The sequence below is a fragment of the Bacteroides luti genome (assembly GCF_900128905.1).
Taxonomy (GTDB): domain Bacteria; phylum Bacteroidota; class Bacteroidia; order Bacteroidales; family Bacteroidaceae; genus Bacteroides; species Bacteroides luti.
The window spans coordinates 212,826-227,229 of record NZ_FQTV01000001.1 but is presented as its reverse complement, the minus strand read 5'-3'; the positions used below and the strand labels follow the sequence as shown (position 1 = coordinate 227,229).

The 14,404-nt window shown below is 35.6% G+C and carries 13 protein-coding genes and 4 tRNA genes; 11 read left to right on the top strand and 6 right to left on the bottom strand.

Going from position 1 to position 14,404, the window contains the following annotated elements:
• Positions 1–84 precede the first annotated feature (84 nt).
• Positions 85–795, top strand: coding sequence for a tRNA1(Val) (adenine(37)-N6)-methyltransferase (locus tag BUC21_RS01020; protein ID WP_073398654.1), 711 nt, complete (start codon positions 85–87; stop codon positions 793–795).
• Between the two features lie 21 nt (positions 796–816).
• Here the strand turns inward: BUC21_RS01020 and BUC21_RS01015 are convergent, their stop codons facing one another.
• Positions 817–1,857, bottom strand: coding sequence for a diacylglycerol/lipid kinase family protein (locus tag BUC21_RS01015; RefSeq protein WP_073398653.1), 1,041 nt, complete (start codon positions 1,855–1,857; stop codon positions 817–819).
• Between the two features lie 229 nt (positions 1,858–2,086).
• Between BUC21_RS01015 and spt the strand changes: the two genes are divergently transcribed.
• The 5 genes from spt to aspS all read left to right on the top strand — a co-directional run bounded on the left by spt (position 2,087) and on the right by aspS (position 6,528).
• On the top strand, positions 2,087–3,274 hold the full coding sequence (gene spt / locus BUC21_RS01010) for a serine palmitoyltransferase (RefSeq protein ID WP_073398652.1): 1,188 nt from the start codon (positions 2,087–2,089) through the stop codon (positions 3,272–3,274).
• 198 nt (positions 3,275–3,472) lie between these two features.
• A tRNA-Pro gene (locus BUC21_RS01005) sits at positions 3,473–3,547 on the top strand.
• A 463-nt stretch (positions 3,548–4,010) separates the two neighbouring features.
• Positions 4,011–4,085, top strand: a tRNA-Pro gene (locus tag BUC21_RS01000).
• 461 nt (positions 4,086–4,546) lie between these two features.
• A tRNA-Pro gene (locus tag BUC21_RS00995) sits at positions 4,547–4,621 on the top strand.
• Between the two features lie 143 nt (positions 4,622–4,764).
• Positions 4,765–6,528, top strand: coding sequence for an aspartate--tRNA ligase (aspS, locus tag BUC21_RS00990; protein ID WP_073398651.1), 1,764 nt, complete (start codon positions 4,765–4,767; stop codon positions 6,526–6,528).
• A 202-nt stretch (positions 6,529–6,730) separates the two neighbouring features.
• On the opposite strand, the gene BUC21_RS00985 is transcribed toward aspS, so the two are convergent.
• Genes BUC21_RS00985 through BUC21_RS00975 form a run of 3 tightly spaced genes read right to left on the bottom strand, consistent with a single transcriptional unit; the run spans position 6,731 to position 9,313 of the window.
• On the bottom strand, positions 6,731–7,621 hold the full coding sequence (locus tag BUC21_RS00985; RefSeq protein WP_073398650.1) for a carbon-nitrogen hydrolase: 891 nt from the start codon (positions 7,619–7,621) through the stop codon (positions 6,731–6,733).
• Between the two features lie 33 nt (positions 7,622–7,654).
• Positions 7,655–8,770 (bottom strand): agmatine deiminase family protein, encoded by a 1,116-nt coding sequence (locus tag BUC21_RS00980; RefSeq protein ID WP_073398649.1) that lies wholly within the window; start codon positions 8,768–8,770, stop codon positions 7,655–7,657.
• Between the two features lie 6 nt (positions 8,771–8,776).
• On the bottom strand, positions 8,777–9,313 hold the full coding sequence (locus tag BUC21_RS00975) for a ferredoxin domain-containing protein (RefSeq protein ID WP_073398648.1): 537 nt from the start codon (positions 9,311–9,313) through the stop codon (positions 8,777–8,779).
• Between the two features lie 223 nt (positions 9,314–9,536).
• Here BUC21_RS00975 and BUC21_RS00970 point away from each other — a divergent pair, with 223 nt between their 5' ends.
• The 5 genes from BUC21_RS00970 to BUC21_RS00950 all read left to right on the top strand — a co-directional run bounded on the left by BUC21_RS00970 (position 9,537) and on the right by BUC21_RS00950 (position 11,808).
• Complete coding sequence (locus BUC21_RS00970) at positions 9,537–9,977, top strand: HU family DNA-binding protein (RefSeq protein WP_073398647.1); 441 nt, start codon at positions 9,537–9,539, stop codon at positions 9,975–9,977.
• A 7-nt stretch (positions 9,978–9,984) separates the two neighbouring features.
• On the top strand, positions 9,985–10,605 hold the full coding sequence (locus BUC21_RS00965) for an ABC transporter ATP-binding protein (RefSeq protein ID WP_073398646.1): 621 nt from the start codon (positions 9,985–9,987) through the stop codon (positions 10,603–10,605).
• 4 nt (positions 10,606–10,609) lie between these two features.
• Positions 10,610–11,410 (top strand): ABC transporter permease, encoded by an 801-nt coding sequence (locus BUC21_RS00960; RefSeq protein WP_073398645.1) that lies wholly within the window; start codon positions 10,610–10,612, stop codon positions 11,408–11,410.
• Positions 11,403–11,681 carry a hypothetical protein gene (locus BUC21_RS00955; protein ID WP_073398644.1) on the top strand — a complete coding sequence of 93 codons (279 nt, stop codon included), beginning with the start codon at positions 11,403–11,405 and terminating at the stop codon, positions 11,679–11,681. The genes BUC21_RS00960 and BUC21_RS00955 overlap by 8 nt, the downstream gene beginning before the upstream one ends.
• A gap of 54 nt (positions 11,682–11,735) precedes the next feature.
• A tRNA-Glu gene (locus BUC21_RS00950) sits at positions 11,736–11,808 on the top strand.
• A gap of 899 nt (positions 11,809–12,707) precedes the next feature.
• Here BUC21_RS00950 and BUC21_RS00945 read toward each other — a convergent pair.
• Together BUC21_RS00945 and BUC21_RS00940 are read right to left on the bottom strand one after the other, a co-directional pair.
• Positions 12,708–13,235, bottom strand: coding sequence for an FHA domain-containing protein (locus BUC21_RS00945; RefSeq protein WP_073398643.1), 528 nt, complete (start codon positions 13,233–13,235; stop codon positions 12,708–12,710).
• Positions 13,236–13,250: 15 nt separating this feature from the next.
• Positions 13,251–14,273 (bottom strand): HU domain-containing protein, encoded by a 1,023-nt coding sequence (locus tag BUC21_RS00940; protein ID WP_073398642.1) that lies wholly within the window; start codon positions 14,271–14,273, stop codon positions 13,251–13,253.
• Positions 14,274–14,404 lie beyond the last annotated feature (131 nt).

Here is a 14,404-nt window from a genome sequence, read left to right as displayed (position 1 = left end):
ACAGTATAAATGCTAAATATTATTTCAAAAATGCACAAAAACTATTTAAAATATTTATTTTTGGCGAAAATTCAATAATCTGTAATGCCTAATCCATATTTTAGTTTTAAACAATTCACCGTATGGCACGATAAATGCGCCATGAAAGTTGGAACAGACGGAGTTCTTTTAGGTGCCTGGACAGATGTATCTAATGCAAATTCAGTTTTAGATATTGGCACAGGAACCGGATTAGTGGCTTTAATGATTGCGCAACGTTGTAATGCTGATATTTTTGCTATTGAGATTGATAATAATGCTGTAATTCAGGCTACTGACAATAAAAACAGATCACCTTGGAGCGAGCGAATTTCAATTATCCAAGGAGATTTTAAAACCTTTGAAAGCAATACTAAATTTGATGTTATTGTTTCAAATCCTCCTTACTTCTCAAATTCCTTATTACCTCCAGATATTAAGCGAAGCACAGCCCGGCATACAAATGAACTTTCATATTATGAACTTATTGAAGGTGCTGCAGAGCTATTATCTCCCAGAGGAAAGTTTTCATTAATTATTCCGGCGGATGTTATCGATAAAATTATAGAAATTGCAGCTAATTTTGATTTATACCCAATTAGACAGACGAATATTCTGCCCAAACAAGATAGTTCGCCTAAAAGAGTATTAATATCCTTTTCAAACAAAAAAGATACAATTTTTGCTAAACCAAATGATTTAATAATTGAATTAGCAAGGCATCAATATACTCCGGAATATATTGACCTAACCAAAGAATATTATCTGAATATGTAGTAAATTAATTTACCACACAGCTCACTGTTTCTTTGTTAATCTCTTAAAGAATTCAATATTCCTATCAATAATTTGCTTATTTCTTTGCGTTAAATCTTCCACAAGATTTTCTCCCTTAGGCTTCAATCCTACGAAATAGTCAGATGCTTTTTTTAATACATTCTGCTCTCTATCACTTTTTTCAGGAGTTATTACTAATAAACCTTTAGCGATAATCTCTACATCTATTTCTTCATTCATCATAACAGGGTCACCATCATAATGAACTACTCCCGGACGAGTTCTATGAATATGTATTTTTTTGCTTTTAAATGTTCTGATTCTACTATTCTGGTCTAATGTCTTATTAAACAACTGAAAAGCAAGAGATGGAATATCTATTACCGTAAAAGGCTCTAATATAGTAACATTCATCAATCCATCCTGAAGTGAAGCTTTAGGAGCAATATAAGCATTGTTACCATATTGAGAAGCATTACCACATGCAATTAAGAAAGCTTTATACTTAGTTTTAGTCTCCTCACTTTCAACTTCATAAGTTTCCGGTTTATAATTCAAACATTCCAACAGAGTTTTTTCCAAATACGTAAGAATACCTCGTCTTCCGGCAGCAGAAAACTTGAGACTTACAAAAGCATCGAAACCGACGCCACAAGTACAAAAGAATGGTTTATTGTTTATTTTTCCATAATCAATTGCAGAGATGTTCCCTTTATTGATTATATTAATAGCCTTACGACTATCCATCGGTATTCGCAGGTGACGAGCCAATCCATTCCCTGATCCACAAGGAATAATTCCTAAAACTGTATTGGTATGAATAAGAGAACGCGCAATTTCATTAATTGTTCCATCACCTCCAATAGCAGTTACACAATAAACGCCATCCGCGGCAGCCTTTGCAGCAATCTCTTCAGCATGGCCAGCTCTTTCTGTATATCTTATTTCAATCTCATATTTATTTTGATCTATTCTTTCATTTAACTGATTCAAAATTAATTTTTTACTCTGAGTGCCTGAGATCGGATTAACGATAAATAGTATTTTTTTCTTCTCATCCATGCGTTATATGATAAAATATTCAAACGACAAAAGTAATATATTAATCTTAATACAGTAGCTTTTTACACATTCTTTTATAATGAAAGTTACTTTTTTTATATAAAACAGACTAATAAATCACATAAATTGCTATCTTTGCGACCGTCTTTGCAAAAATGGCCGAAAAACAAGCAAAATTAAATAACTGATAATATAATATTAATGTAGGGGAGACCTACGAAGCATTATTATGGGATTATTACAAGATAAATTAGAGAAATATGATATACCACAGCAAGTTAAAGCTAAAGGTGTATATCCTTATTTCCGTTGCATTGAAAGTGAACAGAACACTGAAGTGATAATGAGTGGCAAGAAAGTGCTAATGTTTGGTTCTAACTCATATTTAGGACTTACTAACCACCCAAAAGTAATTGAAGCAGCAGTTGAAGCTACTCGTAAATATGGTACAGGATGTGCTGGTTCACGTTTCCTAAACGGAACTCTAGACATTCACCTGGAACTAGAAAAAGAACTAGCCGAATTCGTAGGAAAAGAAGATGCAATTATCTATTCTACCGGATTCCAGGTTAACTTAGGAGTTGTTTCATGTGTTACAGGTCGTGAAGATTATATTATCTGTGATGAACGAGATCATGCCTCAATTGTTGATGGAAGACGTTTATCTTTCTCTCAGACATTAAAGTTCAAACACAATGATATGGCTTCTTTGGAGAAAGAACTTCAAAAATGCAAGCCAGATAAAATTAAGTTGATTGTTGTTGACGGTGTTTTCAGTATGGAAGGTGATGTTGCAAACTTACCTGAGATTGTACGTTTAGCAAAACAATATGATGCAAACATCATGGTTGATGAAGCTCATGGACTTGGAGTACTTGGAAATCATGGACGTGGTACTTGTGATCACTTTGGTTTGACTAAAGATGTTGATTTAATAATGGGAACTTTCAGTAAGTCTCTTGCTGCAATTGGCGGTTTTATTGCTGCTGATGAATCTATAATCAATTATCTGAGACACAACTCACGTTCTTATATGTTTAGTGCAAGTAACACACCAGCTGCAACTGCAGCTGCACGCGCTGCTTTGCAGATTATGAAAGCTGAACCAGAACGTATTGATTATTTATGGGATATTACAAATTACTCTCTTAAATGTTTCCGTGATTTAGGTTTCGAGATAGGAAATACGTCTACTCCAATTATACCTTTATATGTACGTGATATGGAGAAAACATTTATGGTTACCAAAATGTTGTTTGATGAAGGTGTATTTGTTAATCCTGTAATTCCACCTGCATGTGCTCCTGAAGACACGCTAATTCGCTTCTCTTTAATGGCAACACATACGAAAGAACAAATTGATATTGCTGTTGAAAAATTAGCAAAATGCTTTAGAGCGTTAGATATTATTAAATAATATACTCAAATTCCATAATAAAAAGTCTTCTTCATAATAATTGAAGAAGACTTTTTTTGTATTTATAGTTTTCTTATAATCAACTAGATAGAAGTGATTAATTAAAATAACAAAAAAATAAGCAAAATAAACTTGCATATTTGATATAAAGAGCCTATCTTTGCATCGCTTTTGAAAGGAAATACTTACAGAAGTCATCGGGGTGTAGCGCAGTCCGGTTAGCGCACCTGCTTTGGGAGCAGGGGGTCGTGGGTTCGAATCCCGCTACCCCGACAAAGAGTCTGAATAATCATTCAGACTCTTTTTTTGATATATATTAATTAAAACTGTATTTTATAGAGACTATTATAATTATTGGTCAATAATTATAATAGCAAAGCCCAATAAATAATATCCATTCACCAATAATAAATAATCAAACTTGAATAATTTTGAAAGAAGGATTATACAATTAAAACGCTAAGTTACTTTGAGTAAAGCATAATCCAAACTTTTTAAATTATTGAAGCCACCCACATTTCACTAACAATTTGCATAAATATAGATTTACCTATTTACAGCAGAATCTAAACAAAGAATATTAATATTTATTTTAAAGGTTAACTACTAGATAATCAGCAAAGAAGAAGATCAATGGAGTTTTTATTTAAAAATTAAAGCCTTAAAAGCTTGGATAATTCACACAGAACACCTATCTTTGCATCGCTTTTGAAAAGAAACACTTATCAGAAGTTATCGGGGTGTAGCGCAGTCCGGTTAGCGCACCTGCTTTGGGAGCAGGGGGTCGTGGGTTCGAATCCCGCTACCCCGACAATTAAGAGTCTGAATAATTATTCAGACTCTTTTTTTATATCTATAATTCAAGTCTCCATTCAAAGAGAATAAGAAATTGTGGCTCATTAGCTATAATAACAAACTCCAATAAACAACACCCATTTTTCAATTATAAAAAATCAAACTTGAATAATTCTGAAAGAAAGATTATATTTTCGATATGCAAAATCATATTAAACAGAACGTATATCGAACTTATAAAATTTATCGGCCAACCTATAACTGCTTAAATAAGCACAAAGAATAGAATGAACAGTAATAACAGAATTAAAACTAAAAATATTGAAATTTATTTTTTATGTTAACTACTAGATAATCAACAGAAAAGAAGATTAATAGCGTTTTTGCTTAAAAATAAAAGCCTTAAAAGCTTGGATAATTCATACAGAACACCTATCTTTGCATCGCTTTTGAAAAGAAACACTTATCAGAAGTTATCGGGGTGTAGCGCAGTCCGGTTAGCGCACCTGCTTTGGGAGCAGGGGGTCGTGGGTTCGAATCCCGCTACCCCGACAATCAAGAGAGCTAGTTACAATTTATTTGTAATTAGCTCTCTTTTTTTATTGAATATAATTCTCCCTAAACATCGATAAATTAAGATTTTTATATAATTTTGCATCCAATATACAAAACAGAAAATCTAAGAATAAAAGAATATGTATAGAACGCATACTTGTGGGGAACTTCGGATCTCCGACGTAAATAAAGTAGTAACACTTTCAGGATGGGTGCAACGCTCCAGAAAAATGGGGGGAATGACATTTGTTGACCTCCGTGACCGCTATGGTATTACCCAGCTTGTTTTTAACGATGCTGTTAATGCTGAGTTATGTGATGCAGCAAACAAACTTGGACGTGAATTTGTAATACAAGTTAAAGGTGAAGTTAATGAACGTTCAAATAAGAATGCAAACCTTTCTACAGGAGATATTGAGATTATTGTTTCAGAACTAGATGTTCTTAACACTGCAGCAACGCCTCCTTTCACTATAGAAGATAATTCAGATGGTGGCGATGATATTCGTATGAAGTATCGCTACCTTGATCTTCGCCGCAACGCTGTTAGATCTAATCTAGAACTTCGTCATAAAATGACTATCGAGGTACGTAGCTATCTTGATAAACTTGGATTCTTAGAAGTAGAAACTCCAATTCTTATCGGTTCTACACCTGAAGGTGCACGCGACTTCGTGGTTCCTTCACGCATGAATCCGGGACAATTTTATGCATTACCTCAGTCACCGCAACTTTTCAAACAGTTGTTGATGGTATCAGGTTTCGACCGTTATTTCCAGATTGCTAAATGTTTCCGCGACGAGGACCTTCGTGCCGACCGCCAACCTGAGTTTACTCAGATAGACTGCGAGATGAGTTTTGTTGAGCAAGAAGATGTAATCAGCACGTTTGAAGGAATGGCAAAGCACTTATTCAAAACAATTCGTGGTATAGAGATTACTGAATCATTTCCACGCATGACATGGCATAATGCTATGAAGCTTTACGGAAGTGATAAACCAGATATTCGCTTTGGAATGGAATTTGTTGAATTGATGGACGTTCTTCAAGGCAAAGGTTTCTCTGTATTCGATAGCGCAGCTTACGTTGGTGGTATTTGCGCAGAAGGAGCAGCATCATATACTCGTAAACAATTAGATGGCCTGACAGAATTCGTTAAGCGTCCTCAGATTGGAGCGAAAGGTATGGTTTATGCTCGCGTAGAAGCTGACGGAAACGTAAAATCAAGCGTTGATAAATTCTATACTCAGGAAACTCTTCAGGAACTTAAAGCTGCCTTTGGTGCAAAACCTGGCGATTTAATCCTGATCCTTTCAGGCGATGATGCTAACAAAACCCGCAAACAACTTTGCGAACTTCGTCTTGAAATGGGTAATCAATTAGGCCTAAGAGATAAAGATACGTTTGCTTGCCTTTGGGTTATCGATTTCCCTCTGTTTGAATGGGATGAAGAAAGTGGTCGTTACATGGCAATGCACCACCCATTTACCTCTCCAAAACTAGAAGACGTCCCATTACTTGATACTAATCCTGGTGACGTTCGTGCTAATGCTTACGATATGGTAATTAATGGCGTAGAAGTAGGAGGTGGTTCTATTCGTATTCACGATAGTGCTTTACAGAAAAAAATGTTCGAACTTCTTGGTTTTACAGAAGAAAGAGCTCAGGAACAATTTGGTTTCTTAATGAATGCCTTCAAGTTTGGTGCTCCTCCTCACGGTGGATTGGCCTATGGCCTTGATCGTTGGGTATCTCTGTTTGCCGGACTTGATTCTATCCGCGACTGTATTGCATTCCCAAAAAATAATTCTGGCCGTGATGTTATGACTGATGCACCGGGATATTTGGAACAATCTCAATTAGATGAATTGAATCTTGTAATAGATATCAAAGAAGAGAAGTAATTTAATTACACTATAAAATAAAGGAAGTAATGGGAATGCTAAAATTTACCCGTTACTTCCTTTTTTATTTGTGCATATTGCAAATTAGAATTAGGAGATAATAGCCTGCTCAGAAATAAATCTGAGCAGGCTATTATTTTAGAGCTGAAAGATATTATTCAGCAATATGTGAATTGATCAAAGCTTTATCTTTGAAAAAAGATTAATCAATAAACCGTTTAGTTATTTCTCCATATTCGTCGATTCTGCGATCGCGAAGGAATGGCCACCAGCGGCGCACATTTTCGGAACGGGTTAAGCTAACTTCAACGACAATGTTCGTCGCTTCGGTATTTCCTGCTTGAGCAAAAAATTCCCCTTGCGGACCGGCAACAAAACTATTTCCCCAGAACTGAATACCATTGGTGTTTCCGGAAGGATCTTCCTCGTGCCCAACACGGTTTACGGAAACAACCGGAAGTCCGTTGGCAACGGCATGCGCTCTTTGAGAGATAATCCAGGCATTCAGCTGACGGCTCTTTTCATCTTCAGTATCGGAGCTTTCCCATCCAATTGCTGTAGGGTAGATTAATATTTCGGCTCCACGAAGCGCCATTAAGCGGGCAGCTTCAGGATACCACTGATCCCAACAAACCAATACTCCAAGTTTTCCAAGAGATGTTTGAATGGGTTGAAACCCTATATCGCCAGGGGTAAAATAAAACTTTTCATAATATGCAGGATCATCCGGAATATGCATTTTCCGATACTTTCCGGCAATAGATCCATCGGTATCAAATACTACTGCTGTGTTATGATACAGCCCCGGAGCGCGTTTCTCGAATAAAGAAGTGACCAGCACAATTCCATGTGCGGCAGCCAATTCTCCATAAAATCCGGTAGACGGACCAGGTATAGGTTCGGCAAGATCGAAGTTATTTGTATCTTCTACCTGACAAAAGTAAAGAGAGTTGTGTAACTCCTGAAGCACAACCAGTTGAGCACCTTGAGATACACAAGCTTCAATGTTATCCGCCAGTTTTTTAAGATTCTCTTTTAAATCAGCCGTATTTGATTGCTGCACTAAACCTATCTTTATAGTTCTGTTATCCATTGTTCTTCGTTTTTAATTTATTTTTCCTGCATTCTATTTAATAACACCCTCAGGATATTGCATAGTAACACAATGAAGAGAGCCATGCTGCTTAATTAATGCACGACAATCAATTCCGATAATCTCTTTATCCGGGAAAGCTTCTGCAAGTATTTCAGCCGCTTCAGCATCATTCTTTGGTTGATTATAAGTAGGATAAAGAATTGATTCATTGAGAATTAAAAAGTTTGCATAAGTAGCCGGCAAACGTTCAGTATCTTCTATAATAGAGTCCGCCATTGGCAAAGAAAGTAAACGATAAGGTTCTCCTGCAAGAGTACGGAACGTACGAAGTTGATCCTCCATTTTCGTCAACTCCTCGTAGTGCTCATCCTCCGGATCTGTACACTTTACATACACAATCGTATTATTAGGGCAAAGACGAGCCAAGGTATCTACATGACTATCAGTATCATCGCCAGCCAGATAACCATAATCAAGCCACAACACCTGTTGCAGATGAAATACTGAACGCAAATATTCTTCAATTTCCACCTTATTCATTGTATCGTTCCGGTTAGGAGCAAGTAGGCAAGTAGATGTAGTAAGCAGAGTTCCTAATCCATCAATTTCTATAGAGCCGCCTTCGAGCACAAAATTTAAGCGATTTTCGTATTCACCATTGAAACATTTTGCACTATAAGCCTTATGCGTAATTTGATTATCAAGACCGGCACCAAATTTTTGTCCCCAACCGTTAAAGCAAAAGTCGAGCAGGCGAGGGGCAGAGCCGTCTATCATCGTAATAGCACCATGATCACGAGCCCACGTATCATTTGTTTCGCATTCAAAGAAACGAACATTTTCCATGTTTACCCTATTAGAAAGCTGTGCCTTAACTGCATTTACATCAGGAGCCACGATTAGGAGCAATTCTTTCTTTGCAATTTCCCGAGCAATGGCAACAAAACATTCCTGCACTTCGGTAAGCATATGAGCCCAGTCGGTACCGGCATGTGGCCATGTAAGCTGTACACCGCTTTGTTTGTACCATTCGGCAGGAAGAAAAGGTTCACGCATTTCAACTTGAATACCAAAAGGATCTCCCCAATTTATCTGATAATCTTTTTCTTCGTCTCCATTTTTTGGAAGACCAACTAATATACCCATCTTGGTTTATTTCTTTTCTTTAGGTTTACGATCAAAGAACGGATTTTTACTTGAACAGCTAATTGGAATAGCCATCACAGTTTTACAACCAGGAAGCCAGTAGAGTGACTGAGCAGCAAGTCCGGCAGAAAACATAACGCGCGAATCCACGCGTAAGTCCGATGCCGTAGCACATGCCGAACCAATAGCGATACCCACATCAATAGTATTCAGAGCGCATGGAGTTTCACTCGGTTTGGAAGCACAAGTGGGAAATCCACAATGACCACAATTTAGCCCTTGCAATTTCTCATGTGTACCAATTAAAACAATTGCATCAGCCGAAAGAATATTTTCTGCATCACGAAGAAAGAACATCATTCCATTTTCTCCGTTCAGTCTGATCATCTCATCGGAAAGTAATTTTATATCATTTTCAGTAACAACAGCTGTTTCAATCACATCAACACCCTTTCCTTTAGGAGCTGTACGCGCAGCAGTCATCATCTGTTTAGCCACATTAAGCATATGCTCATGTCTGGCATCACGTTCATTTAATATCATCCTGGTTTCTTTTTATACTTATTAAGGGTACAAATATAAATCATTGAAGTCATTTGTCAAAACATAACCGAACGTTATTATTTCCCTGTACAAAAGAATTAATTCCTTTGTACAGAACAATATATTCTTTTGTACAAAAGAAAACAATCTTTTGTACAATAAATATTTGTTTTAACGAGTATAATTTTTATCTTTACGGCATATTAATTTAAATAACAACGATATGGCTATAGATTTTAAGGCTACGAAAGTTAACAATAACATGAAGCCCGAAGAAAAACCTCGTTATTACGCAAAAGCAGTAACTAAAGGAACCGTAACACTAAACCGCATTATTGAAGATATGTGCGAAGAAAGCACACTGTCGAAAGCAGATGTAGTTGCCGTTGTTGCCGGACTTAGCAAGCATTTATTAAAGAATCTGCAGGAAGGTTATACTGTGAAAATTGATTCGTTAGGAACATTTTCCACTTCAGTAAAGAGCCCAACAGTAGATAATGCAGAAGCTGTTCACTCAAAAGATGTTTCATTCAGCAAGATTAATTATCTTCCAGAAGTACGAATGCTGGAAAGCTTCCGTGCTGTATCGTTCCAGAAAGTGGATACAAAAGAAGAAGCAAAAGTTTCAAAGCCTAGAGGACGCAAGCCTATTCGCAGAAAATAACTAAAGAATGCTCAAAATAGAAGATGCCTGTATTGCGTATGGAGAGCAAGAACTCTTTACGGGACTTTGCGTGCATATAAAAAGAGGTGAGATGGTCTGCATTTCCGGTGAATCCGGAAGTGGAAAGACTTCACTTCTTAATGCAATCCTGGGGTTTGTTCCCTTAACAAGCGGTAGCATAACAATAGATGATCTTTTATTTTGCGAAGAAAACATTGACCAGATTAGAAGAAAAATTGCATGGATACCCCAAGAACTTGCTTTGCCATGCGAATGGGTAAGCGAAATGGTAAAGCTTCCTTTTGAGCTAAAGGCAAATAAAGGAAATCATTTTTCTAAGAAAAAGCTTTTCGAGGTATTTAAAGAACTGAATCTGGAAGAAGAACTCTTTACAAAGCGCGTCAGTGAAATTTCAGGTGGGCAGCGACAAAGAATTATGATTGCTGTAGCATCTCTTTTAGAGAAACCTTTGCTAATTATTGACGAACCAACTTCGGCGCTTGATGCTGGATCTGTAGAAAGAGTATTGAACTTTTTCAACACGCTATCTCAAAAAGGAATGACTATTCTTGCTGTCTCTCACGACCGTGCATTTAAACTAGGCTGCGATAATGTAATATACTTATAGCCACATGGGAACAATAGATATTAGTTATGAAAACTTACTTATTGGTTTGCTCATGATGGGCATTCCAATGTTTTACCTGTGGAAATTTAAGACAGGACTGGTAAAATCCACGTTGATAGCTGTACTGAGAATGTTAATCCAACTCTTCCTTATTGGAGTCTATTTAAAGTATCTTTTTTTCTTAAATCATCCGCTGGTAAATTTTCTTTGGGTATTCGTAATGATAATCGTTGCATCAGAAACAGCAATAGTCAGAACCAGGCTGCAACGAAAGATTCTTTTGATACCAATTTCCATTGGTTTTTTTATTTCTGTAGTCCTTATAGGTACCTATTTTTTAGGTTTGGTCCTTCAACTAAATAATATTTTTAATGCACAATATTTCATTCCAATATTTGGCATTTTGATGGGTAATATGCTGTCTGTTAATGTAATAGGATTGAATACATTTTATAGTGGGCTTCAGCGGGAACAACAAGAATATTACTACTTATTAGGAAATGGAGCAACCCGACAGGAAGCTCAAACACCTTTTATTAGGCAAGCTTTAATAAAAGCATTTAGTCCTTGTATCGCAAATATGGCAGTAATGGGACTCGTTGCTCTTCCAGGAACCATGATAGGGCAGATACTTGGAGGAAGTAGTCCTAATGTAGCAATAAAGTACCAAATGATGATAGTTGTCATCACCTTTACAGCATCAATGCTCTCTATCATGATCACAATCTCAATTGCATCCAGGCGTTCCTTTGATAAATTCGGCAGATTAATTCGCGTCTTTAAGGAAAGTAAGAAAAATGGATGAAGATATATTGAAACTAGTTAGCCAAATATCTACTCCCGGATTCTTTGTTACTACAGAAATTATTCAATCTTCGACAGAAAGTCCTAAGGGTATAGAAGCATTTATATTACAAAAAATTAGCAACATAAAAGCTGGAGCTACCGGAAGGAAATATGCTTTTAGAGAAAATGGCTGGCAGATAAATTTTACATTCTTTCCCACAAACCAGGTTGTGGACAAGCGCTATGGGTTAATGAATAAAATGATAAAAGAGAAAAAAAAGGTGCATTAAGTTTTTGCGAATTAGAAAGAAAGTATTACTTTTGTTGTATCGAATAATAGACATGGCGGTTTAGTGTAGTGGCCTAGCACGCAACTCTCTCACGGTTGAGACTCGGGTTCGATTCCCGGATCCGCTACAAAATAAGGTGTAAGAAATTGAAGTTCAATTTCTTGCACCTTTTATTTTTTATTACAAGTCAAACCTCGGATTCATTTTTTCACAAATTTAAGTGCTTATGATAAATATAAATGCTTAAAAAACACCTAAAACTTCGACTAAAATAAAAACTCGCGCGCAAAGCACAATTTGTTTATATCACCAAGCTTATTGAATTTGCTTCCGATGGAGAAATTCATCACAAAATGTATTAACTAATAATTCTCAATAAATTTATTGAGAAGATCAATCAAACATCGAAAATAATAAAATCATCCAATCAACATTTTAAGGTTGATTTGTTTCAGTCAGCAAAATTAAAAATGATGTCTTTTCTGAGTATACTTATTCTTATTCGTCAATTGAACTCAATTGCGAATTTACAAAACAACGATAGAGTTATACACTCAGTAAGGAAGACATTCGTAAATCACTTTATTGCGAATTTAGCCAAACCATAAAGTAAGCAATTCATTCACTTCGAGAAGAAATAAAATGAATTTTGCTTTTACCAAGCTTTACTAAACAAATTCTTCAATAGATTTAATTTCGGTTGGGGTTGGTAATAGCAATGGGTCAGGAAAATTGAAGAGAATCAAATTTTCATTTTTATCATTGAGATTCTCACACCCTTGGAAGAGAAAATATAGAGAAAAACCCCAAAAAGTAATATTAACTACTTATTATTGTCAAAATTTCTCAGATGAATAACAATTCCTAAAACTAAAATTTAAATATAACTAACTAAATTACAGCAAGTTTAATGGATTTTGACCCATTTCTAATGCAATTTCCTTGCGATATTTATTTTTTCATTGGTATTTGGTCGGAATTTATAATTCTCAGCATTCTAGACAGACTAGATTTCGCAAAGCAAATTTACTCTTCAGTGCAACGGAGTATAAATGTGGTTGCGCCAATTGTAATAATCGCACCATCTTTTAAAACGACCCGATCTTTGTCTCCTAAAATTTCATTCATATGAAAAGTGCCAGTCACACTTGGGAAATCTCTCAAAGTATAAATCAATTCATCTTTCTTATTTCGTCTGACATTTATTACACAATGTTGACGATCCATACTCATGTCGCCGGTTTCGATAGGAGTGTTGATTTTAGTTCCAACGCATCTACGCCCAATAACATTATCTCCAAGAGAAAGTGGGAGAATTTGTTTAAAGCCAAAAACATTTTCAATAACAACAATACTTCCAAAAGTACTTTTGTCGCTTTCTTGATCTAAAGCTTCCTCATTTCTATTCTTTGATTTAAGTTTAGTTTTACCAATACGGATGCTAAACTGCTTACCGCAATGTTCACAAACAAATACCAAAGATTGTCCTTCGGTGTACTTTGTTTCGTCAAATGTAAGATAATTCTCACACTTTGGACACAATATTCTTTTCATATAATGGGGAATCTTTTACTTGTCAGTCAGCAACCAAGCATCCTTAAAGTTCTTATTTTTCTTTAACTGAAGTAGTTTGTTGTTAGCTTCATCATTATTTGATAATGACATAATGCTTACTCTAATCCATTTGTTACCTTCAATAATGCTCGCTTTAGAATAACCTTTTGAAATTAATCTATCTACAATCTCTTGAGCATCAGCACGATTATTTACGCTAGCAATAATTATGTGGCAAGAATTCTTATTTATAGATTCTGCTGAAGGTTTAGCAGTATTACTTTTATTTTCTGTGTTACTTTTAGGAATAACAACTTCCTTTATTGCTTTTGGCTTTATCTGTTCCTGCACTTTCTGATTGTTCACTTGTCTTTTTGCAGGAATACTTTCTTTCATGCTGTTATCAAATGGTTCCAACAACTCAGATGGAATTAATTGAGCATAATTACCTTTTTCAACATAAGTATTTTCAACCGGAGTAGACATAAAAAAGAAAATTATAATTGCCGCAGCAACAGCAACAGCTGTACGAATAAATGAACGATTAACTCTAATCTCGTAAACTTTTGGATTGGAAGTTTCTGGTACTACCTCTTCATCTATTGTTTTTGCAACCTCATCAATCTTATTTATTCCAAAAGAACTTAATCCATATAAATAAGGTGTAAGTAATCCATCTTCATAAGGTTGGAATTGAAGCCTACCATGAATTGTAAAAAACATATCTCCAATTCCATGCATTTCAACTTTTCCTTCCACATGTAAAGTATTAATAAGCTCATCAACAGCTTTATTAATAAGTTTTGAAGCATCAGAGAAGTCTGTACAATATGATGTCATATAAGATTGAACCAATAATCCATCATTCATTTTAAGCTGAGGATTAAATCCTATAGAACGAGTAGGAGGAAGGAATATACCTTCTTCTTCTATCCATCTTGCTGGAGTATAGTGAGATACGAATCCGCCAAACGACGGGATAATAACACAATCGTTCTCTAATAGTAACGTTTCTATATGTTTTAGCAATTCAATCATGATGCAAATGTACGTTTTTTTATTGATTTTGCCTATAAAATCGGGATTTTATTATCAATAAAAACACAATAAAGAAAGTGTATTGGCGTTTTTAATTTTGATATAACATGTAAAAAATGAAAGATCCATTA